27 protein-coding genes are annotated in these 24,556 nt (G+C 71.7%); 10 read left to right on the forward strand and 17 right to left on the reverse strand.

Translation table 11 applies throughout. The annotated features are described in order from the left end of the window. The first annotated feature begins 25 nt into the window (after positions 1–25). The 3 genes from ASD10_RS19470 to ASD10_RS00525 are packed head-to-tail and all read left to right on the forward strand — an operon-like array spanning position 26 to position 2,480. Positions 26–640 (forward strand): TetR/AcrR family transcriptional regulator, encoded by a 615-nt coding sequence (locus ASD10_RS19470; RefSeq protein WP_056603090.1) that lies wholly within the window; start codon positions 26–28, stop codon positions 638–640. Then, the gene (locus ASD10_RS00520; protein ID WP_056603093.1) at positions 637–1,458 is read left to right on the forward strand and encodes an SDR family NAD(P)-dependent oxidoreductase; all 822 of its coding nucleotides are present in this window, start codon (positions 637–639) and stop codon (positions 1,456–1,458) included. The genes ASD10_RS19470 and ASD10_RS00520 overlap by 4 nt, the downstream gene beginning before the upstream one ends. Then, complete coding sequence (locus ASD10_RS00525; protein WP_056603096.1) at positions 1,455–2,480, forward strand: zinc-binding dehydrogenase; 1,026 nt, start codon at positions 1,455–1,457, stop codon at positions 2,478–2,480. The genes ASD10_RS00520 and ASD10_RS00525 overlap by 4 nt, the downstream gene beginning before the upstream one ends. On the opposite strand, the gene ASD10_RS00530 is transcribed toward ASD10_RS00525, so the two are convergent. From ASD10_RS00530 to ASD10_RS00540, 3 genes are all read right to left on the reverse strand, one after another. Continuing rightward, positions 2,468–3,427 (reverse strand): phosphotriesterase, encoded by a 960-nt coding sequence (locus ASD10_RS00530; protein WP_056603097.1) that lies wholly within the window; start codon positions 3,425–3,427, stop codon positions 2,468–2,470. The two genes, ASD10_RS00525 and ASD10_RS00530, sit on opposite strands and share 13 nt — an antisense overlap. A gap of 82 nt (positions 3,428–3,509) precedes the next feature. Then, on the reverse strand, positions 3,510–4,301 hold the full coding sequence (locus tag ASD10_RS00535) for an alpha/beta fold hydrolase (protein ID WP_056603100.1): 792 nt from the start codon (positions 4,299–4,301) through the stop codon (positions 3,510–3,512). Continuing rightward, positions 4,298–5,113 (reverse strand): alpha/beta fold hydrolase, encoded by an 816-nt coding sequence (locus tag ASD10_RS00540; RefSeq protein ID WP_056603103.1) that lies wholly within the window; start codon positions 5,111–5,113, stop codon positions 4,298–4,300. Before ASD10_RS00540 ends, ASD10_RS00535 begins: the two co-directional genes overlap by 4 nt. A 102-nt stretch (positions 5,114–5,215) precedes the next feature. Between ASD10_RS00540 and ASD10_RS00545 the strand changes: the two genes are divergently transcribed. Together ASD10_RS00545 and ASD10_RS00550 are read left to right on the forward strand one after the other, a co-directional pair. Beyond that, positions 5,216–5,704 carry a MaoC family dehydratase gene (locus ASD10_RS00545; RefSeq protein ID WP_056603106.1) on the forward strand — a complete coding sequence of 163 codons (489 nt, stop codon included), beginning with the start codon at positions 5,216–5,218 and terminating at the stop codon, positions 5,702–5,704. Positions 5,705–5,709: 5 nt separating this feature from the next. Further along, entirely contained in the window at positions 5,710–6,711 is a 1,002-nt protein-coding gene (locus ASD10_RS00550; protein ID WP_235501724.1) for an NADP-dependent oxidoreductase, read from the forward strand. 13 nt (positions 6,712–6,724) lie between these two features. Here ASD10_RS00550 and ASD10_RS00555 read toward each other — a convergent pair whose 3' ends face one another. The 13 genes from ASD10_RS00555 to ASD10_RS00615 all read right to left on the reverse strand — a co-directional run bounded on the left by ASD10_RS00555 (position 6,725) and on the right by ASD10_RS00615 (position 19,361). Further along, on the reverse strand, positions 6,725–7,387 hold the full coding sequence (locus tag ASD10_RS00555; protein ID WP_056603112.1) for a TetR/AcrR family transcriptional regulator: 663 nt from the start codon (positions 7,385–7,387) through the stop codon (positions 6,725–6,727). A 24-nt stretch (positions 7,388–7,411) separates the two neighbouring features. Next, the gene (locus tag ASD10_RS00560) at positions 7,412–7,720 is read right to left on the reverse strand and encodes a putative quinol monooxygenase (RefSeq protein ID WP_056603114.1); all 309 of its coding nucleotides are present in this window, start codon (positions 7,718–7,720) and stop codon (positions 7,412–7,414) included. Beyond that, positions 7,717–8,673: a cyclase family protein gene (locus tag ASD10_RS00565; RefSeq protein ID WP_056603117.1), complete on the reverse strand. Its 957-nt coding sequence runs from the start codon at positions 8,671–8,673 to the stop codon at positions 7,717–7,719. Before ASD10_RS00565 ends, ASD10_RS00560 begins: the two co-directional genes overlap by 4 nt. A gap of 46 nt (positions 8,674–8,719) precedes the next feature. Beyond that, positions 8,720–9,769, reverse strand: a complete 1,050-nt coding sequence (locus ASD10_RS00570; RefSeq protein WP_200938106.1) for a phosphotransferase family protein — start codon at positions 9,767–9,769, stop codon at positions 8,720–8,722. 3 nt (positions 9,770–9,772) lie between these two features. Further along, complete coding sequence (locus tag ASD10_RS00575) at positions 9,773–10,564, reverse strand: SDR family oxidoreductase (protein ID WP_056603119.1); 792 nt, start codon at positions 10,562–10,564, stop codon at positions 9,773–9,775. Continuing rightward, the gene (locus tag ASD10_RS00580) at positions 10,561–11,796 is read right to left on the reverse strand and encodes an acyl-CoA dehydrogenase family protein (protein ID WP_056603122.1); all 1,236 of its coding nucleotides are present in this window, start codon (positions 11,794–11,796) and stop codon (positions 10,561–10,563) included. The genes ASD10_RS00575 and ASD10_RS00580 overlap by 4 nt, the downstream gene beginning before the upstream one ends. Further along, the gene (locus ASD10_RS00585) at positions 11,796–12,611 is read right to left on the reverse strand and encodes an enoyl-CoA hydratase-related protein (protein ID WP_056603125.1); all 816 of its coding nucleotides are present in this window, start codon (positions 12,609–12,611) and stop codon (positions 11,796–11,798) included. The genes ASD10_RS00580 and ASD10_RS00585 overlap by 1 nt, the downstream gene beginning before the upstream one ends. A 43-nt stretch (positions 12,612–12,654) precedes the next feature. Beyond that, on the reverse strand, positions 12,655–13,659 hold the full coding sequence (locus ASD10_RS00590) for an ABC transporter permease (RefSeq protein ID WP_056603128.1): 1,005 nt from the start codon (positions 13,657–13,659) through the stop codon (positions 12,655–12,657). Beyond that, positions 13,656–15,266, reverse strand: coding sequence for a sugar ABC transporter ATP-binding protein (locus tag ASD10_RS00595; RefSeq protein ID WP_056603132.1), 1,611 nt, complete (start codon positions 15,264–15,266; stop codon positions 13,656–13,658). Before ASD10_RS00595 ends, ASD10_RS00590 begins: the two co-directional genes overlap by 4 nt. Positions 15,267–15,324: 58 nt before the next feature. Then, positions 15,325–16,308, reverse strand: a complete 984-nt coding sequence (locus ASD10_RS00600) for a sugar ABC transporter substrate-binding protein (RefSeq protein ID WP_082555932.1) — start codon at positions 16,306–16,308, stop codon at positions 15,325–15,327. A gap of 103 nt (positions 16,309–16,411) precedes the next feature. After that, positions 16,412–17,053 (reverse strand): HAD family phosphatase, encoded by a 642-nt coding sequence (locus ASD10_RS00605; RefSeq protein WP_056603138.1) that lies wholly within the window; start codon positions 17,051–17,053, stop codon positions 16,412–16,414. Then, positions 17,050–17,859 carry an SDR family oxidoreductase gene (locus ASD10_RS00610; protein ID WP_056603141.1) on the reverse strand — a complete coding sequence of 270 codons (810 nt, stop codon included), beginning with the start codon at positions 17,857–17,859 and terminating at the stop codon, positions 17,050–17,052. Before ASD10_RS00610 ends, ASD10_RS00605 begins: the two co-directional genes overlap by 4 nt. Next, positions 17,856–19,361, reverse strand: a complete 1,506-nt coding sequence (locus tag ASD10_RS00615; RefSeq protein ID WP_200938107.1) for an AMP-binding protein — start codon at positions 19,359–19,361, stop codon at positions 17,856–17,858. The genes ASD10_RS00610 and ASD10_RS00615 overlap by 4 nt, the downstream gene beginning before the upstream one ends. Positions 19,362–19,508: 147 nt before the next feature. Here ASD10_RS00615 and ASD10_RS00620 point away from each other — a divergent pair, with 147 nt between their 5' ends. The 5 genes from ASD10_RS00620 (at position 19,509) to ASD10_RS00640 (ending at position 23,025) form a co-directional block, all read left to right on the forward strand. Beyond that, on the forward strand, positions 19,509–20,711 hold the full coding sequence (locus ASD10_RS00620; protein ID WP_056603148.1) for an acetyl-CoA C-acyltransferase: 1,203 nt from the start codon (positions 19,509–19,511) through the stop codon (positions 20,709–20,711). After that, positions 20,708–21,697, forward strand: coding sequence for an NADPH:quinone oxidoreductase family protein (locus tag ASD10_RS00625; protein ID WP_056603151.1), 990 nt, complete (start codon positions 20,708–20,710; stop codon positions 21,695–21,697). The genes ASD10_RS00620 and ASD10_RS00625 overlap by 4 nt, the downstream gene beginning before the upstream one ends. Positions 21,698–21,756: 59 nt before the next feature. Further along, the gene (locus tag ASD10_RS19575; RefSeq protein WP_056603154.1) at positions 21,757–22,236 is read left to right on the forward strand and encodes a heme-degrading domain-containing protein; all 480 of its coding nucleotides are present in this window, start codon (positions 21,757–21,759) and stop codon (positions 22,234–22,236) included. A 31-nt stretch (positions 22,237–22,267) separates the two neighbouring features. Beyond that, the gene (locus ASD10_RS00635; RefSeq protein WP_056603158.1) at positions 22,268–22,729 is read left to right on the forward strand and encodes a MarR family winged helix-turn-helix transcriptional regulator; all 462 of its coding nucleotides are present in this window, start codon (positions 22,268–22,270) and stop codon (positions 22,727–22,729) included. Continuing rightward, positions 22,726–23,025 (forward strand): hypothetical protein, encoded by a 300-nt coding sequence (locus ASD10_RS00640; RefSeq protein WP_056603161.1) that lies wholly within the window; start codon positions 22,726–22,728, stop codon positions 23,023–23,025. The genes ASD10_RS00635 and ASD10_RS00640 overlap by 4 nt, the downstream gene beginning before the upstream one ends. Here the strand turns inward: ASD10_RS00640 and ASD10_RS00645 are convergent. Continuing rightward, the gene (locus ASD10_RS00645; RefSeq protein ID WP_056603163.1) at positions 22,984–24,426 is read right to left on the reverse strand and encodes an NAD-dependent malic enzyme; all 1,443 of its coding nucleotides are present in this window, start codon (positions 24,424–24,426) and stop codon (positions 22,984–22,986) included. The two genes, ASD10_RS00640 and ASD10_RS00645, sit on opposite strands and share 42 nt — an antisense overlap. Positions 24,427–24,556 lie beyond the last annotated feature (130 nt).

Genomic DNA, 24,556 nt, shown 5'->3' on the forward strand with positions numbered 1-24,556 from the left:
CACATGCCCTGACTAGACTTGCGGCATGGCTCGACCCAACGCCGGCACCAAGGGCGTCCCCCGCCTCGACCGCGAGACGCAGATCCTCGACGTCGCGTCCGAGCACTTCGGCACCGGCGGGTTCGCGACCACCTCCGTCGCGACGATCGCCGCACGCGCCGGCATCTCCAAGCCCTTGATCTACAGCTACTTCGGCTCCAAGGAGGGCCTCTACGAGGCGTGCCTCGACCGGGGCGGCGCCCTGCTCGCCGACGAGATGGAGCGCATCGCGCAAGGCGACGCGGTCGGCATCGAGCGCGGCATGCAGACGCTGGCCGGCCTCTTCACCCTGCTGGAGGACCGCCGCCACCTGTGGCGGTTGTTCTTCGACACGACGGCCCCCACCAGCGGCCCCATCCGCGACGCGATCACGGGCTACGCCGAGCGCATCGGCAGGCTGGCCGACGAGGGCGTCACCGAGCTGATGGCCCTGTCGGGCAACGACGACGCCCTCGACGTCTCGGCGATGACCTCGGTGTGGCTCGGCATCGTCGACTCGCTCATGAACTGGTGGGTCGAGCACCCCGACCAGACCGCCGACCAGATGATGCAGCGCTGCTTGCGTCTGCTCGCCGCCCTGTTCGGGCAGGACGACGCGTGAGCCGGCGGCTCGACGGCCACACCGTCGTGGTGACGGGTGCCTCCGGCGGCATCGGCGCCGCGGCGGCCCGCCGACTGGCCGGACTCGGCGCCACCGTCTGCCTGCTGGCACGACGCGACGACGAGCTCGAGTCGGTCGCCGACGCCATCCGTCGCGCGGGGGGCGTCGCGCACACGTACGTCGTCGACCTCAGCGACCCGGACGACACCGACGCCGTCGCGGCACGCCTGCTGGCCGACCACCCGCGCATCGACACCCTGGTCAACAACGCGGCGCGATCGATCCGGCGCCCCATCACCGCCTCGCTCGAGCGGATGCACGACTACGAGCGCACGATGGCGATCAACTACTTCGGCGCGGTGCGCCTGACCCTCGCGCTCGTGCCGCGCTTCCTCGAGCAGGGCCGTGGTCACGTCGTGATCTCGTCGAGCATGTCGACGCAGCTGCCGATCCCCCTGTTCTCGGCCTACCTCGCGAGCAAGAGCGCCCTCGAGTCGTTCACGCGATCGCTCGTCGCCGAGCTCGGCTCGGACGGCGTCTCGGCCACGACGGTCTACTTCCCCATGGTGCGCACCGAGATGTCGGGCCGCACCGACATCTACCAGGCGATGCCGATGCTGAGCGCCGAGAAGGCGGCCGGCTGGCTCGTGCGGGCCGTGGTCGCCCGACCCACGCGGGTCACGAGCCTGCAGGGTGCCGCCGCCGAGATCGGCATGGCGACGCTTCCCGGCACGGTCACGGCGGGGCTGCGACCGGTCTTCCGCCACATGGACCAGGTGCTGGCGCGTCGCTCGGGCGTCCGGCCGGACGCCCCGTGAGGGCCTTCGTGCTGACCGGGCCCGGCCGGTGGACCGTCGACGACGTCGAGCCACCGCGCGCCGCCCCCGGGCACGTCGTGGTCGACATCGCGCGGGTCGGCGTGTGCGGCACCGACACCGAGCTGTTCTCAGGCGAGATGGAGTACCTGCGCGACGGGCTGGCCGCGTACCCGCTGCGTCCCGGGCACGAGTGGTGCGGCACGGTCAGCGCCGTCGGTGAGGGCGTCGACCCGGCCTGGCTGGGTCGCCGCACGACGGGCGACACCCAGATCGGCTGCGGCGCCTGCCACCGCTGCCTGGCCGGGCGGCAGCACGTGTGCGAGCACCGGCACGAGATCGGCCTGCGGCGCGGCTTCGACGGCGCCCTGGCCGAGCAGATGGCGGTGCCCGTCTCGGCGCTGCTGCCCCTGCCCGACTCCGTCGACGACACCGCCGGCGCGATGGTCGAGCCGGGTGGCAACGCCCTGCGCGCCGTCCTCGCGGCCGACCTGGCCCCCCGCGAGCGGCTGCTCGTCATCGGCCCCGGCACGATCGGCCTGCTGGCGGCGATGTTCGCGCTCGCCCGCGGGTGCGAGGTGCACGTGCTGGGGGCGACCCGGGCGTCGCTCGAGGTCGCCCGCACCCACGGCGCGCACGGGGCGTGGACGTCGGACGACCTGCCCGACCTGCGGTGGGACGCCGTCATCGACGCGTCGAACGGCCCCGGCTCCCCCGCCCTCGCCGCCGGGCTGGTCGACGCCGGCCGCCGCATCGTCCTGATCGGGCTGTCCGACGCAGCGAGCCTGCTCGACACCCGCGTGCTCGTCATGAAGGACGCGCACGCCGTCGGCATCCTCAGCGCGTCACCCGGTCTGGCTGGCGCGATCGAGCTGTACGCCTCGGGCGCCGTCGACCCCCGCGGGCTCGTGGCCGCGACCCTGACGCTCGACGACGTCGGCGGGGTGCTGGGCGGCGTCCGCCCGGTCGACGCGGGCCCCGGGCCCAAGATCCACGTCGACCCGGCGGCGGCTCACTCGAAGTGACGGCGCGGGTTACCCACCAGGATCGTGTCGATGTCACTCTCCGACAGGCCGCCCTTCAGCAACGCCGGGATGACGTCCTCGCTGATATGGCGGAAGTGCCAGTTCGGCGCGGCCTGGTGCTTGGCCTCGGGGCTGAAGTAGTCGATGTAGCAGTTGGCGTCGTGGGCCAGCGTGATGCTCTCGACGTATCCGCGGCGCACGAGCTCGATGATCGTGCCGATGCGCTCCTCGAGCGGGTTGAACAGGTCGAGCCCGAAGCGGTCCATGCCGAGCATCGAGCCCGCGTCGGCGACCTTGCACAGGTAGTCGATGTCGTTGGTGTCGCCGGAGTGGCCGATGATCACCTTCGACAGGTCGACGCCCTCCTCCTTCAGCACCTTCTGCGCGACGAGTCCCGACCCGGTCGCGGGGTTGGTGTGCACCGTGATGGGAGTCCCGGTCTGCACGTGGGCCTGCCCGACGGCCCGCATGACCCGCTCGACACCGGGCGTCAGCCCCTGGTGCTCGATCGCGCACTTGAGCAGACCGGCCTTGACGCCGGTGTCGGCGATGCCCTCGGTGATGTCCTTGACGAACATCGCGGTGAGCGGCTCGGGGATGTCGACCAGCAGGCCGGGGCCCTGGTGCTCGAACTGGTGGGGCACCTCGTCGTACGTGTAGAGCCCCGTGCCGACGACGATGTTGACGTCGACGCGGGCCGCGATCTTCTGGATGCGCGGGATGTAGCGGCCGAGCCCGAGCACCGTCGGGTCCATGATCGAGTCGATGCCGACCTCCTTGAGGTCGGTCAGCTTCTGCACGGCGTCGTCGATGCGCTCCTGCTCGTCCCACTCCGTCAGGTAGTTCTCCTTGTACTCGGTGTTGAGCACGAACACGTGCTCGTGCACCAGGGTGCGGCCGAGCTCGCTGGAGTCGATCGCGCCGGTGACGGTCTGGACGGAGGCCATCAGGACCACCCTTCTCTCACGGTGATGAATGTTGAGGTCGGATTCAGGTTCGGGTTCAGTGTGTCCGAGGTCACAGGGGCGGTCAAGAGTCTTCCCGCCCCTCGGACAAGAAGGCGACGACGCGGTCGACGACCTCGTCGGGACGCTCGAGGATCACGCTGTGCCCCGTCGTCGGCAGGCTCCACAGCTCGGCACCGGGGATGCCCCGCACGAGTTCGTCCGACCACTCCGGCGGACGGGCGTGGTCCTCGCCGCCGCTGACCACGAGGGTCGTCGCGGTGATGCGCGGCAGCAGCGGCACGGCGCTCGGCCTCTCGACGACGCCGCGGACCGCGTGCGAGAGCCCCGGCGACAGCGCCGCGATGTGGTCTCGCCACCGCGCCAGCAGCGCGGCGCGAGACGGGTCGGACCGGACGGTCTCGCCGAACATGATCTGCATCGTCGTCTCGAGCAGCTCGCCCGCGAAGCCGTGGCGGGCCACCTCGTCGACGATCGGCCGGAACGCCTCCAGGTGCTCGGCGGGCTCCTCGCGCGCGGACGACCCCAGCAGCACCATGCGGTCGACGGCCTCGGGCCGTCGCGCGGCGACACGCACCGCGACGTCGCCGCCCATCGACTGGGCCACGACGTGCACCCGGTCGAGTCCCAGGCGGTCGAGCAGCGCCAGCACGTCGTCGGCGCAGTCGTCCATCGTCACGGTGGCCGACGCGTCGCCGCTCGCGCCCTGCCCCCTGAAGTCGGGGCGGACGACGCGGAACCGGCCGGCGACCGCGCCGACCAGGCCGTCGAACATCGTGTGGTCGAGGAACAGCGAGTGCAGGCACAGCACCGCCGGCAGGTCCGCCTCGCCGGTGTCGGCGACGAACAGGCTCATGCCGGGACCCCGAGGTCGAGACCGGCGAGGTGTCGCTCGAGCACGTCGACGACGGCGTCGGGGTTCTCCATGGCGTGCACGTGGCCGGTCCGCTCCATGACCTCGAGCACCGCGCCCGGCGTCGCGTCGACGATCTGCTGCGACTTCGGCGGCGGATAGGTGTGGTCCTCGGTGCCGGCCACCACGAGCACCGGCACCGAGATCGCGGCCAGCTCGTCGAGCACCGGCGAGCGGTGCGCGATGTTCCAGGCGGCGTCGGCGTACTCCGGCGTGCGGCTGCGCAGCAGGGCCGTGACCTCGGCCAGCACCTCGGCGCGCGACGGGTCCGTCAGCGTCGTGTCGCCCATCATGAAGTGCAGCACCCCGTCGAGCACCGGCTCGATGCCCTGCTCGGCCAGCACCTCGACGAGCCCGTCCATCGCCTCGGCCTGCTCCTCGACGTCGGCCGACGTCCCCATCAGCACCGCCGACGCCAATAGGTCGGGCCGCCTGGCTGCGAGGCGCAGACCGACGAAGCCGCCCATCGAGTTGCCGACGAACGTGCACGGTGCGAGGTCGAGCGCCTCGATGAGCGCCGCGGCATCCTCGGCCAGGGTGTCCATGTCGAGCCGCTCACGGACGTCACGGGCGCTCTCGCCCTGCCCCCGGTGGTCGTAGCGGACGACGCGGAACCGGTCGGACAGCGCGGCTGCCTGCGCCTCGAACATGCGGACGTCGAAGAACATCGACGGGCTCATGACGACGGCGTGGCCGTCGCGCGGCCCCTCGTCCTCGTACCTCAGGGTCGTGCCGTTGACGTCGATGACTGCCATGCGGGGGCCTCCTAGGGCGGACACGTGTGAGGCAGGTCACGCTACTTGAACTCGGGTTCAGGTTCAAGTAGCGTCCGATCACGCTCTCGAACCGGAGGAACCATGCCCGACACCCACGCCCCGATCCGCCCGACCTCGATCCAGGACCTCAAGGACCTCGTCGGGACGACGCTGGGACCGACCGAGTGGCACGACATCACGCAGGAGCGCATCGACGCCTTCGCCGACCTGACGGGCGACCACCAGTGGATCCACGTCGACCCCGAGCGCGCCGCCGCCAGCGACTTCGGCTCGACGATCGCCCACGGCCTCTACAGCCTCTCGATCGGGCCGCGCTTCATGGAGGACCTCATGGCCTTCGACGGCTTCGCCCACAGCCTCAACTACGGCTACGAGAAGGTGCGGTTCCCGTCGCCCAACCCCGTCGGCTCGCGCATCCGCATGCACGCCGAGATCGTCTCGGTCGACGACGTCGGGGGCGGCGCGGCCCGCATCGTCACGAAGCAGGTCTTCGAGCGCGAGGGCGCGGACAAGCCCATCTGCGTCGCGCAGTCGGTCGGCCAGTTCACCGAGTACCCCGCGCAGGCCTGACGGTGGTGACGACCGCCCGCCGCGTGCACCTGGCCGCACGCCCCGTCGGCCTGCCGGACGCCTCGACGTGGGACGTCCGCGAGACCGAGCTGCCGGAGCCCGCCGAGGGCGAGGTGCTCGTCCGCACGACGCACCTGTCGCTCGACCCGGCCATGCGGGGCTGGCTGAACGACGTCCGCTCGTACGTGCCGCCCGTGCAGATCGGCGAGGTGATGCGGGCGTTCGGCGTCGCCACGGTGCTCTCGTCGCGCCACCCCGACCTCGCCGAGGGCGACACCGTCACCGGCACGATCGGCGCGGCGACGCACGCCGTCGTCGACGGCTCGGGGCTGACCCGCGTCGACCTGTCGGTCGCCCCGGCCACGACGTGGCTCGGCGCACTCGGCATGCCGGGCATGACGGCCTGGTTCGGCCTGTTCGACGTGGCCCGCGCGCGTCCCGGCGACACCGTCGTGGTCTCCGGTGCCGCCGGCGCGGTCGGCAGCGTCGTCGGCCAGCTCGCCAAGGCCCACGGGTGCCGGGTCGTCGGCATCGCCGGCGGCGCCGAGAAGTGCGCCTGGCTGACCGACGAGCTCGGGTTCGACGCCGCGATCGACCACCGCGAGGGGCCCGTCCACCGCGCCCTGCGCGGCGTGGCCCCCGACGGCGTCGACGTCTACTTCGACAACGTCGGCGGCGAGGTGCTCGACTCCGTGCTGCGGACGCTGCGCCTCGGCGCCCGCGTCGCGATCTGCGGCGCGATCTCGACGTACAACGCGACCGAGCCGCCCCCCGGCCCGGCGCACTACATGTCGCTGCTGGTCAACCGGGCGTCGATGGCCGGCTTCCTGGTGTTCGACTACGAGGACCGCTACCCCGAGGCCGTCGCCGACATCTCGGCACGCATCGCGGACGGGTCGTTGATCGCGCGGGAGCACGAGGTCGCCGGTGGCATCGACGCCTTCCCCGACGCGCTGCTGATGCTGTTCTCCGGTGCCAACACCGGCAAGCTCGTGCTGACCCTCTAGCGCCGACGGCGTGTCAGGCGACGCGGTTGCCGAGCCCGAGGGCGTTGGCCCACAGCAGGGTCGTCGTCTCGACGAGGTCGTCGACGGGCCAGTTCTCGCCCAGCGCGAAGCTCGAGTACGCCAGTCGCGAGACCATGCCCGAGAGGGCGCGCGACGTCATGATCGGGTCGAGGTCGGCGTCGACCAGGCCGGCGTCCTGCATCTTCTGGATGCTCTTGGCGTTGCGGTGGGCGAACGCCTCGCCGCGCTGCAGCCGCTGGGCGCGGAAGTCGGCGTCGATCGTGGCGACCTGCTCCTGCAGCATCATGAGGCGACCGTTGCGCTTGTAGGTCTCGAAGTAGGCGCGGTTGCTGGCCTCGATGACGGCCATGGGGTCCTCGGCCTCGGCGACGTGCGGCATGCCGGGGTGCATCATCTCGTCCTTGGCGGCCTCCATGACCGCCATGAAGATCTCTTCCTTGCTCACGAAGTACGTGTAGAACGTGCCGGTCGAGCACTGCGCCTCGGCCGTGATGTCGGTCAGCCGCGAGGCGAGGAACCCGTCACGCTCGAAGACCGTGCGGGCGGCCGAGACCAGCGCCGCACGGGTGCGCACACCGCGCGCGGTCGTCGGCGGGCCCTTGGGCAGGGGGACGTCGCTCAGTGCCACATCGGCCTCCTCGCGCCCACCGGTCATCCGTTCTTTCTACTGAACTCGGTTTCAGGTTGCAAACCGAGAGGCCGGCTCGAGCACCCGCACCACCGGCGCGGCGGCCAGCTCGTGGGCGAGCTCGGCCGACATCTCCCGGAAGTGCGGTGCCTCGCCGTGGGCCCTCAGCGCGTCCTTCGACGCCCACTGCTCGACCATCACCAGGGTGTCGTCGTCGCGCCGGACGCGGTACAGGTCGTAGCGCAGGCACCCGTCCTCGGCCCGGATCGTGTCGAGGTGCGCGGTCACGATCTCGACGACGGCATCGGCCCGCCCGGGTCGCACCGCGATCGTCGCGACGACGTCCAGCGGCGCGCTCATCGCACGACCACCGGGTTGACGGGCGCACCCGTCCCGCCGACGACCTTGAGCGGCGCGGCGGTGTAGAGGAACGTCCACCGCCGGTCGGCGGCGCAGGCCTCCGCGAGCTCCTCGAGCCAGGCGATCTCGGTGAACGTCACCCCCAGGTTGCGCATCAGGGCGCTGTGCAGCGGGAGCGTCACGCCGGTGCCGGGCTCGAACGTCACCTCGTTGGCGATCGTGTCGGTCACGAGGTTCGGGATCTCCATGTCCTGGAACCAGCGCACGAGCTCGGGGCTGTACGTCAGGCCGGGCTCGAGGAAGCCGTCGTAGAACTCCTCCGGGGTGGTGTCGTAGTACGAGCCGATGAAGCCCGTGCGGACGACCAGCACGTCGTGCTTCTCGATCGTCACGCCCTGCGCCTCGGCGACCTCGAGCAGGTCCTCGTGGGTGAACGTCTCGCCCTTGTCGAGCACCTTCTTGCCGCGGTGCCGGGCGACGTCGAGCAGGACGCCCCGGCCCACGACGCCGCGCTCGGCGATCGGCAGCACCGACGCCCTCGCCATGCCACCGGCGGTCGTCGACGCGTCGTAGCCGTTCCAGATCTGCCCGTCGAACCAGACGTGGCCCAGCGAGTCGTACTGCGTCGAGGCCTGGAGGAACAGGGTCGCGACGTCGTCGGAGTAGTGCGCGCCGCCCGGCGTCTCGTCCCCCTCGCCCCGCTCGAAGAACGACTCGTCCATGACGTTGCGGCGCTGGATGCTCTCCCGGCCCGGCCAGACCGGGTCGCCGCCCGGGTTGCCCATCGGCACCTGCAGCGTGAAGACCTCTCCCGACCTGACGCTCGCGACGCCGCGCAGCACCTCGGCGGACGTCAGGTAGTTGAGCGAGCCGACCTCGTCGTCCGGGCCCCACTTGCCCCAGTTCTTCGGCGAGTCCTTCAGGAAGTCGCCCACGTAGGGGGTGTCGGTCATGGTGTTCTCCTCGGTCGGGATCGGTCGGACGGGTCGGTGGGGCGGGTCAGGTGTCGAGGCCGGCGGCGCGCGCCGTGGCCCAGGCGCGGTCGACGAGGCTGTCGACGAAGCCCGGCTCGGGCGGGCCGCCGTCGGCCGCGTTGCGCGGGTCGTCGAGGGCGCGGCGCAGGACGCCCTCGGAGATCACGGCGATCTTCCACAGGCCCAGCACGTGCCAGTAGTCGAGGTCCGCGGCGTCGCGCCCGGACGCCGCGAGGTACGTGTCGGCCATCGTGCGGCGGTCCGCGAACCCCGGCAGGGTCGACGCGGCGAACAGGCCCGTGGGCGGGTCGCCGGCCTCCGGCCAGTACGCCAGCAGGCTGCCGATGTCGGCGAGCGGGTCGCCCAGGGTGCTGAGCTCCCAGTCGAGGACGGCCCGCAGGTCGCCCGTCCCGGGGTCGGCGATCACGTTGCGGATGTGGAAGTCGCCGTGCACGAGGGTCAGCTCGTGCTGCTCGGGCATGGTGCGGCGCAGCAGGTCGGTCAGCCGTTCCAGCGCCGGCAGCTCGCGCGTGCGGCTCGCGTCCCACTGCCGCGACCAGCGCTTCAGCTGGCGGGCGGCGTACGGCGCATGGCTGGCGAGGTCGGCCAGGCCGACGGCCTCGACGTCGACCTCGTGCACCGCCGCCAGCGTGCGGGCCAGCGACGGGCCCAGGGCCGCGCGCAGGGCCGTGTCGGTGGCCGCCGCCACCTCGGGCCGGTCGACGACCAGGCCGTCGACGTGCTCCATCACGACGACGGGCGTCTCGGCGAGGTCGTCGTCGACGTACCGTCCGACGACGGCCGGCACCGGCACCCCGGTGCCCTGGAGCGCCGAGAGGATGCGGTGCTCGCGCAGCACGTCGTGCGCCGAGTCGAGCAGGTGCCCGCGCGGCGGACGACGGACGATCCAGCGCGACCCCGCGGCGTCCTCGACGAGGTACGTCAGGTTCGACTGCCCCCGTCCGACGCGGACGGCGGAGAACGGCGCGACCGCCCCGACGCCGTCGGCGCGCAGCAGCGCACCGAGGACGTCGAGGTCGACCGCCACGTCGGCAGCGGTTCCGGCGACGGCCACGGGTCAGCCGACCCCGACGGCGATCGTCGCGGCATCGGCCGCGGCGGTCGCGCCGATCATCTGCCCACCGTCGATCACGATGGTCTCCCCCGTGATCCACGACGAGTCGTCCGAGGCCAGGAAGGCGATCGCCGAGCCGACGTCGGCCGGCTCGCCGATGCGTCCGAGCGGCGTCCGCCGCGCGACGGCGTCCTCGTGCTCCTTCCACAGCGCCTCGGCCAACCGGGTGCGGACGACGCCCGGGGCGACGGCGTTGACGCGGATGCCCGGCCCCACCTCGACCGCGAGCTGCTTGGTCAGGTGGATCAGCGCCGCCTTCGAGACGTGGTAGATCCCGAGGTCGGGCGCCACGACGATGCCGCCCAGCGACGCCGTGTTGACGATCGAGCCCCCGTGCTCGCCCATCCACGCGTCGTGCACGAGCTGCGACCACAGGATCGGCGCCCACAGGTTGACGTCCATCGTCTTGGCGAACCGCCCGTGGTCCTGCGACAGCAGCGGCCCGTACGCCGGGTTGGTGCCGGCGTTGTTGACCAGGACGTCGATGCTGCCGAAGACCTCCATCGTGCGCTCGACGCAGGCACGGGCCGCGACCTCGTCGGTCGCGTGCGCCTGCACCCCGAGGGCGCGGTCGCCCACCGAGGCGGCGGCCTCCACCGCCGCCTCCTCGGTGCGGGACGTCAGCACGACGTTGGCGCCGGCCTCGTGCAGCGCCACCGCGGCCGCGAGCCCGATGCCGCGGGACGCGCCCGTGACGATCGCGGTGCGGCCCGCGAGCCGTCCCTCGCGGCTCACTTCTTCTTGTTCCACTCGGGCGAGATGCGCCGCAGCTCGACCTGGGCGATCGTGCGCTTGTGCACCTCGTCGGGGCCGTCGGCCAGCCGCAGGGTGCGCTGGTGGGCGTAGAAGCTCGCGAGCGGGAAGTCGTCCGTGATGCCACCGCCGCCGTGCACCTGGATCGCCCGGTCGATGATCTTCAGGGCGACGGCGGGGGCCGCGACCTTGATCGCGGCGATCTCGATGCGGGCCTTCTGGTTGCCGACGGTGTCCATCAGCCAGGCGGTCTTGAACGTCAGCAGACGGATCATCTCGATCTCGATGCGCGCCTCGGCGATCCAGTCCTGGATGTTCGAGCGGTTGGCGACGGGCTCGCCGAACGTCACGCGGTTCTGCGCGCGGCCGATCATGAGGTCGAGCGCGCGCTCGGCCATGCCGATCGAGCGCATGCAGTGGTGGATGCGACCGGGGCCCAGACGGGCCTGGCTGATCATGAAGCCGTCGCCCTCCTCGGCGAGCAGCGCCGTCTTGGGCACGCGGACGTCCTCGAACAGGATCTCGGCGTGACCCTCGCGGTCCATGTAGCCGAAGACCGGCAGGCCGCGGACGATCGTGACGCCCGGGGTGTCGATCGGCACGACCATCATCGACTGCTGGCGGTGCTTCGCGGCGTCGACGTTGGTCTTGCCCATCACGATGAGCACCTTGCAGTTGGCGTGCAGCGCGTTCGAGGCGAACCACTTGCGGCCGTTCAGCACGTACTCGTCGCCGTCGGCGTCCATGCGGAGCTGGACGTTGGTCGCGTCGGAGCTGGCGACCTCGGGCTCGGTCATGCAGAACGCCGAGTTGATCTCGCCGGCGAGCAGCGGCTTGAGCCACTTCTCCTTGTGCTCGTCGGTGCCGAACAGCTGCAGCACCTCCATGTTGCCGGTGTCGGGGGCGTTGCAGTTCATGGCCTCGGGGGCGATGTAGGGGCTGCGGCCCATGATCTCGGCGAGCGGGGCGTAGTCGAGGTTGCTCAGGCCCGGCGACCCCCAGGCCTCGTCCTCGTGCGGGTGGAAGAGGTTCCAGAGGCCGCGCTTCCTGGCCTCGGTCTTGAGCTCCTCGAGGATCGGCGGGTGGAAGTTCGCGTCGCCGGACTCGGCCATCTGGGCGGCGTAGATCGGCTCGGCGGGGTAGATGTAGCTGTCCATGAAGTCCAGGAGCTTCTCCTGGTACTCGAGGGCGCGGGGGCTGGGTGCGAACTCCATCAGATCTCCTTGTGGGACGTGCTTGACGTGGTCAGAGGGGCAAAAACGGGAGGGCGTCGCTCGGTGAAGCTCGCGACGCCCTCCGCGATGTCGGCCCCGCGGAACGAGGCGCGCATGAGGGTGTCGGCGTCCTCGACGGACGCCTCGAAGCCGCGGTCGCCGTCGAGGTCGACCTGGCGCTTGATCGTGGCGATCGACCACGGCGAGCAGGCCGTGGCGAGGTCGGCGGCGTACGCCACGGCGGCGTCGACGAGCTCGTCGGCCGGGACGAGGTGGTCGACCAGACCGATCCGGTACGCCTCCTCGCCGCCGACCCGACGTCCCGACAGCAGCAGGTCGAGGGCGCGGCTCCGTCCGACGATCCGCGGCAGGAGCCACGAGACGCCGTACTCGGCGGCCAGCCCGCGACGCACGAAGGCCGTCAGGAACACCGCGTCGGGCGAGGCGAACCGGACGTCGCAGTACAGCGCCTCGACGAGTCCGAGGCCGGCCGCGGCGCCGTTGACCGCCGCGACGAGCGGGGTGCGGAGCGTCATCGGCAGGTGCCGGGGACGCGGACGGTCGATGTCGGCGTCCGACGCGCTGGACGCACCGGCGAGGTCGTCCATGTCGGCACCGGCGCAGAAGCCGCGGCCGGCGCCGGTCACGACGATCGCGCGCACGTCCGGGTCGGCGTCGGCATCCTCGAGCACGTCGAAGTACCGGTCCTCCAGGGCGTCGGTCCAGGCGTTGAGCCGCTCGGGGCGGTAGAGCGTCACGAGCAGCACGGCGCCGCGACGCTCGGTGCGCACGAGCTGCTGGGTCAGGTTCGACATGATGTCTCGACCCTACATGAATCTGAGTTCAGTTTCATGTCAATCACGCAGCCGCTGCCCGGCGGCGTGCCAGCGAGCCGACACCGACGCCGAGGATCAGCAGGAGCCCCTGGAACAGGTACTGCCAGTACGTCTCGAGCCCGATCAGCGCGATCGCGTTGAACCCCACCGAGACCGTGATGACGCCGACCAGGGTGCCGATGACGTGGAACTCGCCGTCGCGCAGCACGGCCGATCCGAAGAAGGCGGCCGCGAAGGCCGCGAGCAGGTACGAGTCGCCGCCGGACACGGCGGCGCTGCCGGTCCGCGACGCGAGCAGGATGCCCGTGATGCCCGCGCACACGCCGCAGATCACGAAGGCGAACACCCGCACCCGCTCGACGCGGATGCCCGACAGCTGCGCGGCGACGGGGTTGCCGCCGACGGCCTGCATCGACTGACCGAGGACCGTGCGGTTCAGCACGAACCACAGGACCGCGGCCAGGCCCAGCATCATGTAGACGGGGTACGGGATGCCGAGGAAGCGCCCGAGCGTCAGCTGGATGAAGCTGCCGGGATCGGGCAGGCCCACGGGCGTGCCTCCTGCCACGGCGTAGTTGACGCCGACCGCGACGGTGCCGATGCCGAGCGTCGCGACGAGGGCGTTGACGTTCATGAGCGTCACGACCAGGCCGTTGAGCAGCCCCACCACCGCGCCGATCACGACGGCCAGCACGAGCGCCGCCACGATGCTGATGTCCTGGTCGACCATCGCGCTCAGGCACACGACCCCCGAGAGGCTCGCGACGTTGCCGATGCTGAGGTCGAACTCGCCCGTCACCAGCGCGAACGTCAGGCCCATCGCGATGATCGCCGACAGCGCGCTCTGGTTGAGGATGTTGATGAAGTTGTCGTACGTCGCGAACGTCGTCGGCTCGAGGATGCTCGTGCCCACGACGAGGATCGCCAGCACCAGCAGGGCCCCGTACCGTCCGAACCACCTCCAGACCCGGGCGCTCGCAGGACGGGCCGCCACGACGGCGGTCGGATCGATGGTGGCTGTGGTCATGACGGGTCCCGTTCTGCGGTGAGGGTGGCGGTGTCGAGGGCTGAGGGGTCGGACGGTGCGGTGTCGGCGGTGCCGAAGCACAGCGACGTGAGGTGGTCCTTGGTGGCGCGGGCGGCCGGGACGGAGGCGGTGATGGTCCCCTCGCGCATCACGACGACGCGGTCGCAGATCGCGAGCTCCTCGAAGTCGCTGGAGATCATGAGGATCGAGGTCCCCTGCGCCGCCAGGTCGCGGATGATGTCGTAGATCTCGCTGCGCGCGCCGACGTCGACGCCCACGGTCGGCTCGTCGAGGATCAACAGCTGCGGCCCGGCGAGCACGTACTTGCCGACGACGATCTTCTGCTGGTTGCCGCCGCTGAGCTCGCCGACGGTCTCGTGCACCGAGGTGGCCTTGATGCCGAACCGCGCGACCGCCTCACGGGCGATCGCGGCGGCCCGCCGCGGGCTGTAGGTGCGGGACCGGCGCGACGGGTCCTTCAGCGAGGCCATCCCGAGGTTCGAGCTGACCGAGTTGCGCAGGATCAGGCCCTGCGAGCGACGCTCCTCGGGGACGAGCGCGACACCGGCCCTGATCGCGTCGAACGGAGACCGGGGACGGTACGGCGCGCCGTCGAGCGTCATGGTGCCCGAGCCGACCGGGTCGGCACCGATCAGCAGGCGGGCCAGCTCGGTGCGTCCCGCGCCCACCAGCCCGGCCATGCCGAGGATCTCGCCGCGGTGCAGCGTCAGGTTCGCGTCGCGCACCCGCGGCTCGCGGGTCAGGCCCGCGACCTCGAGCAGCACCGGCGCGGTCGTCGGGTCGACGTCGGTGGCGCGGTGGGCGACCCCGGCGACGTCGCGCCCCACGATGTGCCGGGTCAGGGACCCCAGGTCGAGGTCCGCGGCGGCGAAGCTGCCGACCAGGCGTCCGTTGCGCAGCACCGTGACGTCGTCGGCGACCTGCAGCACCTCCTCGAGACGGTGCGAGATGTAGATGATGCCGACGCCGTCGGCCGTCAGCTCGTCGATGATCGCGTAGAGACGCTCGGCCTCCTCCTTGGTGAACGACGCCGTGGGCTCGTCCATCGCGACGATCGTCGCGTCGCGCATCAGCGAGCGCCCGAGCGACACCATCCAGCGGTCGGAGACCGTGAGGTCCTCGACGCGGGCGTCGAGCGGCACGCGGTAGCCGATGCGGTCCTGCACCTGCAGCGCCTTGCGCCGCAGGCCCCGCAGGTCGAGCACGCCCGACCGGCGGGTGCGGTCGGCCCCCATCGCCATGTTCTGCAGGGCCGTGAACTTGGGCACCAGGTTGAGCTCCTGGTGGATGAAGCTCAGGCCGAGCCTCGTGGCGTCCTGCGGTGCACCGATCGAGACCTCCGACCCGTGCACCCGGATCGTGCCGGCATCGGCCGACTCGGCCCCGGCCAGGATGCGGACCAGGGTCGACTTGCCGGCCCCGTTGGCGCCGCACAGGGCGAGCACCCGTCCTGGGCTGAGCGAGATGGACACGTCCTCCAGGGCCTGGTGCCCACCGAACTGCTTGGAGACGCCGGTCATCTCCAGGCAGGTCGGCGCGGGCACGGAGGCGACCGTCGGGTCGTCGAGGGCTGTTGCTTCGGTCATGACACTCCTCCTCGGTCTCCGGGGCCGGTCGGCCCCGGAGGACGTGCTCGGGACGGGACTACTTCGTCGAGTTCGGGTACTTCGCGAGGAAGTCGTCGATCGTGTCGGTCGTGACCAGCACGTTCGTCAGGGCGACCTCCTGGGGCTCCGCGTCGACGCCGCCCTCGACGAACTCGGGCACGAGCTTGGCGAAGTTCTCGCCCGCCTCGGTCGCCAGCAGGTACACCGTGGCGCGCATGTCGCCGTCCTTGATCGCGCTGATCGCGCCGGGCTGGCCGTTGATGCCGTAGACCTTGACGTCGTCGCGACCGGCCGACTTGAGCGCGGCGATCGCACCGAGCGCGGGATCGTCGAAGCAGCCCCAGACCGCGAGCGGCTCGCTGCCCGCGGGGTGCTTGGCCAGCCAGGCCTGCGCGAACTGCGTGCTGGCCTCGACCTGGCCGGGGATCGGGACCTCGTTGCGGGTCGTCGTGATGTCGGTGCTCTTCAGCGCGTCGTCCAGCGCCTGCTCGCGACCGATGCACGGCAGACCGCTCTTGTAGCCCAGGACGAGCACCTCGCCCTTGCCGCCGAGGTCCTCCACGAGCTGCTTCGCGACGGGCTCGCCGTTGGACACACCGGCGTCCAGGTTGGCGGTGATGCCGTCGGTCGTGCCGCCCGAGATCGAGACGACGGGGATCCCGGCGGCCTTGGCCGCCTGGGCGCCGGCCGTCAGGGTGGTGCTGTCGAACACCGCCGTCACGATGAGGTCGACGCCCTTCTGCACGTAGTCCTGCATCGAGCCGTTGGCCTTGTCGACGGCTCCCTGCGGGTCGACCGCGCTGGTCTCCCAGCCCTGCTTCTCGGCGTAGTCGCGGAAGCCCTTGATCGCCTGCTCGGACGTCTGGTCGCTCGAGGCGAACTTGACGATGCCGATCGTGTACTTGCCGTCGCCGCCACCGTCCCCGCCGCCGGATCCGGCCGAGTCGCTGCTGCCGCACGCGGCGGTGACCGTCAGGGCCAGCGCAGCTGCGAGCACGCCGCCGATTCGTCGAACATTCATGAGTCCTCCTGAGACTGTCGTCGTCCCGCGATGGGGCGACGGGTGGTGCGGCGCGGCCGGGTGGCGTTGCCGTGGGTGGTGCTCATCTCCCCCGATGCCTCACTCACCGCAGCGCGGCATCCCGGACCGACGACCGGCCGAGGAGCCGGTCGAGCTCCTCCGCGGTGTCGGATGCCCTGCGGTGCACGACGCCACCCATCCCGAGACGTTCGGCAGCGACGATGTTCTGGGCGAGGTCGTCGACCATGACGACCTCGGAGGGGGCGGCGCCGAGGCGCTCGCACCCGATCTCGTAGAGGCGGCGCGACGGCTTGCGCACACCCTCCTGGCCGGAGATCGTGACGGCGTCGAACATGGCCGGCAGGTCGAAGCCGGCGTAGCAGTCGCGTCCCAGCGAGTTCGACAGGAGCCCGACCGGGACGCCGTCCGCCCGCAGCGACGCCACGAGCGCGACGGTCCGGTCGTCGCGCACGAGCCGCGACTGCATCCGCGCGATCAGGCCGTCGGCCGACACGTCGGCGCCGTGCGCGCGCAGCCGCTGCGCGAACCCCGCCTCGAACCCGTCGTCGTCGAGCCGGCCCTCCTCGTGCTCGGTCAGCAGGCGCTTCGACGCGGGGTCCGACCCCAGCAGACGCAGCGGGAGTCCCGCATCGCCGCAGTCGGCGGCACCGAAGCCGGCGAAGGCGTCGAGCACGCTGGACGTCAGGACGCCGCCGAAGTCGAACAGCACGGCCCGGTGCGTCATGACAGCGAGTCCTGGTAGCGGCGCATGCCGGCGAGCCAGCGGTCGTAGTCGGACGCCTTGCGCCGGTAGAACTCGAGCACCTCGGCGTGCGGCAGGATCAGGAACTGCTCGGTGCCGATGGCCTCGATCACGACGTCGGCCACCTCGAGCGGCTCCATGACCCCGCCCGCGTCCGTGACGGCCCTGGCGCCCATGCGGGCGGTCTCGTCGTCGGACTCGGCGCCGCCGTTGAGCATCGCCGTGTTGACGCCCATGGGGCACAGGCAGCTCACGGCCACGCCCCGCGACCCGTAGGTGACCGACATCCACTCGGCGAACGCGACCGCCGCGTGCTTGGTCACGGAGTACGTCGGCGAGCCGATCTGCGTCAGCAGCCCGGCCGCGGAGGCCGTGCTCAGGAAGTAGCCGCGGCCGCGCTCGAGCCAGCCCGGTGTCAGCAGCCGGGCGGCCCGCACGTGCGCCAGGACGTTGACGTCGATCGACGTCTCCCAGTCACCTTCCGACGACTCGAGCCCCTGTCCCAGCCCGACGCCGGCGTTGGCGGCGTAGAGGTCGACGGGCCCGAACCGCTCCTCGGCGAGGTCGATGAGCCCCTTGACGTCCTGCTCGACCGAGCAGTCCGCCGCGAGGCCCACGACGCGCCCCCGTCCCACGAGCTCGAGCTCGGCGGTCGTGCGGGCCACGCGGTCGGCGTCGAGGTCGGTCACGACGACGCGGGCCCCGTGCTCGAGGAGGCGCTGCGCGAGGGCCGAGCCGATCCCGCCCGACGCGCCGGTGACGATGGCGACGGTTCCGTCGATGATCATGCGCCGGCCCCCGCCCCCGCCGCCGCGGCGCGGATGGCGTCACGGTCGATCTCACGCTTCAGGATCTTGCCGGTCGCGCCCTTCGGGAGCACCTCGACGAACTGGTAGAGCCTCGGCACCTTGTACGCCGAGAGCTGCACCTTGGCCCACGTCCGCAGCTCGGCTCCCGTCAGCGTCGAGCCCTCGCGCAGCGCGACGACCGCCGCGACCTCCTCGCCGAAGTGCTCGTCGGGGACGCCGACGACCGCGACCTCGACGATGTCGGGGTGCTCGTACAGCACCTCCTCGACCTCGCGCGGGTAGACGTTGTAGCCGCCGCGGATGATGAGGTCCTTCGCCCGGTCGACGATGCTCAGGTAGCCGTCCTCGTCGAGCAGACCCAGGTCGCCGGTCTTGAGCCAGCCGTCCTGCAGGTCCTGCGCCGTGACGTCGGGCCGGTTGCGGTAGCCCTTCATGATCGTGGGGCCCTTGATGAAGACCTCCCCGACGACGCCCGCCTCGACGGGCGCACCCGTGACGTCGCGGACCTCGATCACGCTGCCGGGCAGGGCGGGACCGACCGTGCCGGCCTTCTGCTCGCGGTTGATGTCGTTGAACGTGGCCGCGCCGGTCGACTCGGTCAGGCCGTAGCCCTCGAGGATCGCGCAGTCGAACCGATCGTTGAAGGCGCGCATGACCTCGACCGGCAGCGAGGCGCCACCCGACGTGGCGAGCCGCAGGTGCTCGAAGTCGCTGGGACCGTAGTCGGCCGCGGCGTGGAGCAGCGCGTTCCACATCGTCGGCACGCCCGCCATCGCCGTGAGGCGGTCGCGGCGCAGCATCTCGAGCATCGCGGTCGGCTCGAACGGCGACAGCACCGACAGCGACGCGCCGGTGACGAGGACCGTGTTCATGACGACGGCCTGACCGTAGACGTGGAACAGCGGGAGCGCCGTGCCGAAGCGGTCGTCGGGGGTCAGCGCCAGCACCGGCAGGAACGACGCCGTCGTGTCGAGCAGGTTGGCGGCGGTCAGCTCGACGCCCTTCGGCCGGCCCGTCGTGCCCGACGTGTACAGGATGATCGCGGTGTCGTCGGGTGCGTGCTCGTGGGCCTCGTCGACCGGCTCGGCGTCGAAGGCGGCGCCGTCGTCGACGACCCACACGTCCAGGCCGCGCTCCCCCGCCGCGGCGCGGGCGGCGTCGGCGCACTCGTGCCAGACGACGACCAGCGACGCCTCGGAGTCGTCGAGCACGTAGCCGATCTCGGGGGAGGTCGCCATGGTGTTCATCGTGATGACGCTGGCGCCCACCGCGTGCAGCCCCAGGTAGACGACGGGGAACTCGACGACGCTCGGCGCGATGAAGACGACCCGGTCCAGCGGACGCACGCCGGCGGCCCGGACGGCTCCGGCCACGCGGCTGCTGAGCTCGCGGAGCTGCCCGTACGTCAGGTCGCCCCGCGGTGACCGCAGCGCGATCCTCTCCGGATCGTCCTGCGCGTTGGACCACACGTTCGCCGCCACGTTCACCATCTGGAGTCGCTCTCGTCGTCGGGATGCTGTGACCTGTCTCACGTGACCGGCCTCACGTTGAGGACCGTAGTTGAATCCGGGTTCAGGTTCAAGTAGGTTTCCCGAAAATCTTCCAGCCCCACTCCTGAGGAGCCCTCCGTGCCCAGAGCAGCGATCGTCGCCACCGCCCGCACCCCCATCGGCAAGGCGTACCGAGGCGCCTTCAACGCCACGACGAGCCCCGAGCTGGCCGGTCACGCCATCGCCTCGGCGCTCGCCAAGGTCGGCCTCGACGGTGCCTCCGTCGAGGACGTCGTGCTGGGCGCGGCCGCACCGCAGGGGACGTCGGGCTTCAACGTCGCGCGCCAGGCCGCGCTGCGCGCCGGGCTCCCCGTCACCGTCCCGGGCCAGACGGTCGACCGGCAGTGCTCGTCGGGACTCATGGCGGTGTCGATCGCGGCCAAGCAGATCCTCCACGACGGCATGAAGATCGCGATCGGGGGCGGCGTCGAGTCGATCTCGCTGGTGCAGAACGAGCACATGAACACCCACCGCGCCACCGATCCCTGGCTCGAGCAGCACCACCCGGGCCTCTACGCGCCGATGCTGCACACCGCCGAGAACGTCGCGGCGCGGTACGGCATCAGCCGCGAGCGCCAGGACGAGATGGGCCTGCAGTCGGTGCAGCGTGCCGCGGCCGCGCAGGCCGCGGGGATCTTCGACGACGAGATCGTCCCGATCACCGTCACGACGCTGGTGCACGACAAGGCGACGGGCGAGACCTCCGAGGTCGAGCAGACCGTCTCGGCCGACGAGGGCGTCCGCGCCGGCACGACCGCCGAGGGACTCGCGGCACTGCGCACCGTCCTGCAGCCCGGCGAGGTCACCGACCGCCCGACCGTGACGGCCGGCAACGCCTCGCAGCTCAGCGACGGCGCGTCCGCCAACGTCCTGATGGACTCCGACCACGCCGCCTCGCTCGGCATCGAGCCGCTCGGGTACTACGTCGGCATGACCGTCACGGGCTGCGAGCCCGACGAGATGGGCATCGGGCCCGTCGCGGCGATCCCGCGGCTCCTGGCCCTGCACGGGCTGACCGTCGACGACATCGGGGTGTGGGAGCTCAACGAGGCCTTCGCGGCCCAGGCCGTCCACTGCCGCGACGTCCTCGGCATCGATCCCGAGCGGATGAACGTCAACGGCGGCGCCATCGCGATCGGCCACCCCTACGGCATGACCGGCTCCCGGGCCGTCGGCCACGCCCTGCTCGAGGCACGCCGTCGCGGAGCCCAGTTCGCCGTCGTGTCGATGTGCGTCGGCGGCGGCATGGGAGCGGCCGGCCTGCTCGAGGTCGCCCGATGAGGGCCTGGCAGGTCGAGCGGCTCGGCGAGCCCGCCGACGTCCTGACGCTCGCCGAGGTGCCCGACCCGCGGCCGGGGCCCGGCCAGGTCAGCGTCCGCGTGCTCGCCGCCGCGGCCAACTTCCCCGACGTGCTGATGTGCCGCGGGCTCTACCAGGTCCGGCCAGACCTGCCCTTCACCCCCGGCGTCGAGCTGTGCGGCGAGGTGCTCGAGCTCGGCCCCGACGTGACGGGCGTCGCCGTCGGTGACCGCGTGCTCGGCGCGCCGGCCGGCCCCGGCGGCGCCTTCGCCGAGATCGCGCTGATGGACGTCGCGACGACCTTCCCGGCGCCCGGGTCGCTCGACGACGCGCAGGCGGCGTCGCTGTTCGTGGGGTACCAGACGAGCTGGTTCGCCCTGCACCGCCGCACGCGGATCACCGCCGGCGACGTCCTGCTCGTCCACGCCGCAGCAGGGGGTGTCGGCAGCTCGGCGGTCCAGCTCGGCAAGGCCGCCGGTGCGACCGTCATCGGGGTCGTCGGCAACGCAGGGAAGGCCGAGGTCGCCCGCGCCCTGGGGGCCGACGTCGTCGTCGACCGTCACGAGCAGGACTTCGTCCAGGTCGTCAAGGACGTGACGGACGGTCGCGGCGCCGACATCGTCTACGACCCGGTCGGGGGCGAGACCTACCAGCGCTCGACCAAGTGCATCGCGTTCGAGGGACGCATCCTGGTGATCGGCTTCGCGGGCGGCGAGATCCAGTCGGCACCGCTGAACCACGCCCTGATCAAGAACTACTCCGTCGTCGGGCTCCACTGGGGCCTGTACAACCAGCGCGACCCCGCGCTCGTGCGGCACTGCCACGACGAGCTGACGGCCCTCGCGGCCACGGGCGCCGTCTCGCCGATCGTGAGCGAGCGCATCGGGCTCGCCGACGTGCCGGCCGGGCTCCAGCGCCTGGCCGACGGCGTCACGACCGGACGGGTCGTGATGGTCTCCCCGGGGTGACAGCATGAGGGCGAGCGGCCACGACCCGCCGCCGCCCACCCCCCCCCCCCCCCNACGCCATGAGCGACCGGACCCTGCTGGACGAGCTGGAGGAGCAGGAGCGCACCCTCGTGCTCGACTCGTTCGACGAGACCGACGCGTGGGAGCTCGGCTCGGCGCTGCGCCAGGCCGCGGTCGCCCAGGGGCTGCCGGTCGCGATCTCGGTGCGCCGCAACGGCCAGCGGCTGTTCCACACCGCCCTGCCGGGCGCCTCGGCCGACAACGACGACTGGCTCGAGCGCAAGTGCGCCGTCGTCGACCGCTACGGACGGTCGTCGCTGCGCGTGGGCGAGCAGTTCCGCGTGGCCGGCCGGAGCTTCGACGCGGACTCCCGGCTCGACACGTCACGGTTCGCGGCGCACGGCGGGGCGTTCCCGATCATCGTGCGCGGCACGGGCTGCGTCGGCACCGTCGCGGTCTCGGGGCTGCCACAGCGGGACGACCACCGGCTCGTCGTCGAGACGTTGCGTGCGTTCGTCGTCACACGCCGAGCGAGATGATTGGTGCACCAATGATTGGTACACTCGATGCATGACCGACCGTGATCCCCTCGCCCTCGAGGAGCAGGTGTGCTTCGCGCTCGCCGTGGCCTCCCGCGAGGTCGTGGCGTCCTACCGCTCCGTCCTCGAGCCGCTCGGGCTGACGCACCCGCAGTACCTCGTGATGCTGGCGCTCTGGCAGCACGACGCGACCGCGTCGGCCGGCCTCTCGGTGTCCGAGCTCAGCGCCCTCCTGCACCTCGACCCGGGCACGTCGTCCCCCCTGGTCAAGCGGCTCGAGGCGGCCGGGCTCGTGTCGCGTCGCCGCTCGCCCCGCGACGAGCGCGTCCTGGTCGTCGAGGTGACGCCCGAGGGGCGGGCCCTGCGCCGCCGCGCCCTCGCCGTGCCGACGACGATGCTGGCCCGCCTCGGCATGTCCGAGGACGACCTCGCCGCGACGAACGACGTCCTGCACCGCATCATCGACGCCGCCCACGAGAGCGTGACCGCATGAACGCGCCGGCCCACTCCGCCGAGCTCGCGGCCCTGCGCCGCGTCCAGCGCCGCGTCGGCGCGATCGCCTTCTTCGCCGTCGCGATCCACGGCGTGCTCGGACTCATCGTCGTGGCGCACGTCGTCAAGGGCGAGGGCCGTGACGCCGACGCCGTCCTGCTGCTCGTCATGTCGGCGGTGTTCGCCGTCGTCACCTACGTCGTCGTGCGACTGATCCTCGCCGCCCGGCTGTGGGCGCCCGGCTGGATCGCCCTGTCAGTCGTCCCGACCGTGATCGGCTTCGTCTGGGTGCTGTGACCCCTTGTCGGCCAGCACGGCGGCGTCGCGCACGGCGCTCGCCACCTTCTGGTGCACGTCGTGGTGGAAGACGCTGGGGATGATGTAGTTCGCGTTGAGCTCGTCGGACGACACCGAGCCCGCGACGGCGTCGGCGGCCGCCAGCAGCACCTCCATGCCGATGCCGTGGCTCTGCGCGTCGAGCAGACCGCGGAAGATGCCGGGGAACGCCAGGACGTTGTTGATCTGGTTGGGGTAGTCCGAGCGGCCCGTCGCGACGACCGCGGCGTGCTGGCGGGCGATCGCCGGCTCGATCTCGGGGTCGGGGTTGGCCAGCGCGAACACGATCGAGCCCGGCGCCATCTTCTCGACGTCCTCGGCGGTGATCAGGTTGGGGGCGCTGACGCCGATGAACACGTCGGCGCCCGGCAGCGCGTCGCGCAGCGTGCCGGTGTGCCCGGCGGGATTGGTGTGCTCGGCCGTCCAGACCAGCGACGGGTCGAGGCCCTCGCGCCCGGAGTGGACCACGCCCTGCACGTCGCACACCGTGACGTCGACGGCGCCCGCGTGCAGCAGCACCTTGAGCACCGCGGTGCCGGCGGCCCCCGCGCCGACCAGCACGATGCGCGCGGCCGGCAGGTCCTTGCCGACGACCTTGAGCGCGTTGCGCAGTGCCGCGAGCACGACGACAGCGGTGCCGTGCTGGTCGTCGTGGAACACGGGGATGTCGAGCCGCTCGCGCAGCCGGGCCTCGACCTCGAAGCAGCGGGGTGCCGAGATGTCCTCGAGGTTGATGCCCGCGAAGCCGGGCGAGATCGCCGCGACGGTCTCGACGATCTGGTCGACGTCCTGCGTGTCGAGCACGATCGGCCAGGCGTCGATGTCGGCGAAGCTCTTGAACAGGGCCGCCTTGCCCTCCATGACCGGCAGCGCCGCGTGCGGCCCGATGTTGCCGAGGCCCAGCACGGCGGAGCCGTCGCTGACGACCGCGACGCTGTTGCGCTTGACCGTCAGACGGCGCGCGTCCTCCTTGTCGGCCACGATCGCCTGGCAGATGCGCGCGACGCCGGGCGTGTAGATCATCGAGAGGTCGTCGCGGTTGCGCAGGGGGTGCTTCGTGGCGGTCTCGATGACGCCGCCGAGGTGCATCAGGAAGGTGCGGTCGGAGACCTTGAGGACGTCGACGTCGCCGACGGCCTTGAGCGCGTCGACGATGATCGCGGCGTGGTCGGTGTCGGACGCCGCACACGTGAGGTCGATGCGCAGGTGGTCGGCGCCGGACGCCGCGACGTCGAGTGCCGTGACGATGCCGCCGGCCCTCTCGACCGTCGTGGTCAGGTCGCTGACGGCCGAGCCGCCGGACGGCACCTCGAGCCGGATCGTGATGGAGTACGAGATGCTGGGCGCGGTCGAAGGTTTCACCTCACCATCTTAAAGACGAGGCTTCCCTCATGTTTGTTCGGGACCCCCTGCCCGACCGTTCTCGCGAGTAGAGTCGGCCGCGAGCCGCCACACCCCGCGGCCCACCCGTTGGAGGAGCCCACCACCGCCC

Origin of the sequence: Aeromicrobium sp. Root472D3 (assembly GCF_001426485.1) — a bacterium.
Lineage (GTDB): Bacteria > Actinomycetota > Actinomycetes > Propionibacteriales > Nocardioidaceae > Aeromicrobium.

Excerpts from the sequence above, each read along its gene's own strand:
- ASD10_RS19470 (WP_056603090.1), top strand. The coding sequence starts at position 26 with ATGGCTCGACCCAACGCCGGCACCAAGGGCGTCCCCCGCCTCGACCGC.
- ASD10_RS00530 (WP_056603097.1), bottom strand. The coding sequence starts at position 3,427 with ATGGCCTCCGTCCAGACCGTCACCGGCGCGATCGACTCCAGCGAGCTC.
- ASD10_RS00535 (WP_056603100.1), bottom strand. The coding sequence starts at position 4,301 with ATGAGCCTGTTCGTCGCCGACACCGGCGAGGCGGACCTGCCGGCGGTG.
- ASD10_RS00540 (WP_056603103.1), bottom strand. The coding sequence starts at position 5,113 with ATGGCAGTCATCGACGTCAACGGCACGACCCTGAGGTACGAGGACGAG.
- ASD10_RS00545 (WP_056603106.1), top strand. The coding sequence starts at position 5,216 with ATGCCCGACACCCACGCCCCGATCCGCCCGACCTCGATCCAGGACCTC.
- ASD10_RS00555 (WP_056603112.1), bottom strand. The coding sequence starts at position 7,387 with ATGACCGGTGGGCGCGAGGAGGCCGATGTGGCACTGAGCGACGTCCCC.
- ASD10_RS00560 (WP_056603114.1), bottom strand. The coding sequence starts at position 7,720 with ATGAGCGCGCCGCTGGACGTCGTCGCGACGATCGCGGTGCGACCCGGG.
- ASD10_RS00565 (WP_056603117.1), bottom strand. The coding sequence starts at position 8,673 with ATGACCGACACCCCCTACGTGGGCGACTTCCTGAAGGACTCGCCGAAG.
- ASD10_RS00580 (WP_056603122.1), bottom strand. The coding sequence starts at position 11,796 with ATGGAGTTCGCACCCAGCCCCCGCGCCCTCGAGTACCAGGAGAAGCTC.
- ASD10_RS00585 (WP_056603125.1), bottom strand. The coding sequence starts at position 12,611 with ATGTCGAACCTGACCCAGCAGCTCGTGCGCACCGAGCGTCGCGGCGCC.
- ASD10_RS00590 (WP_056603128.1), bottom strand. The coding sequence starts at position 13,659 with ATGACCACAGCCACCATCGATCCGACCGCCGTCGTGGCGGCCCGTCCT.
- ASD10_RS00595 (WP_056603132.1), bottom strand. The coding sequence starts at position 15,266 with ATGACCGAAGCAACAGCCCTCGACGACCCGACGGTCGCCTCCGTGCCC.
- ASD10_RS00600 (WP_082555932.1), bottom strand. The coding sequence starts at position 16,308 with ATGAATGTTCGACGAATCGGCGGCGTGCTCGCAGCTGCGCTGGCCCTG.
- ASD10_RS00605 (WP_056603138.1), bottom strand. The coding sequence starts at position 17,053 with ATGACGCACCGGGCCGTGCTGTTCGACTTCGGCGGCGTCCTGACGTCC.
- ASD10_RS00610 (WP_056603141.1), bottom strand. The coding sequence starts at position 17,859 with ATGATCATCGACGGAACCGTCGCCATCGTCACCGGCGCGTCGGGCGGG.
- ASD10_RS00625 (WP_056603151.1), top strand. The coding sequence starts at position 20,708 with ATGAGGGCCTGGCAGGTCGAGCGGCTCGGCGAGCCCGCCGACGTCCTG.
- ASD10_RS19575 (WP_056603154.1), top strand. The coding sequence starts at position 21,757 with ATGAGCGACCGGACCCTGCTGGACGAGCTGGAGGAGCAGGAGCGCACC.
- ASD10_RS00635 (WP_056603158.1), top strand. The coding sequence starts at position 22,268 with ATGACCGACCGTGATCCCCTCGCCCTCGAGGAGCAGGTGTGCTTCGCG.
- ASD10_RS00640 (WP_056603161.1), top strand. The coding sequence starts at position 22,726 with ATGAACGCGCCGGCCCACTCCGCCGAGCTCGCGGCCCTGCGCCGCGTC.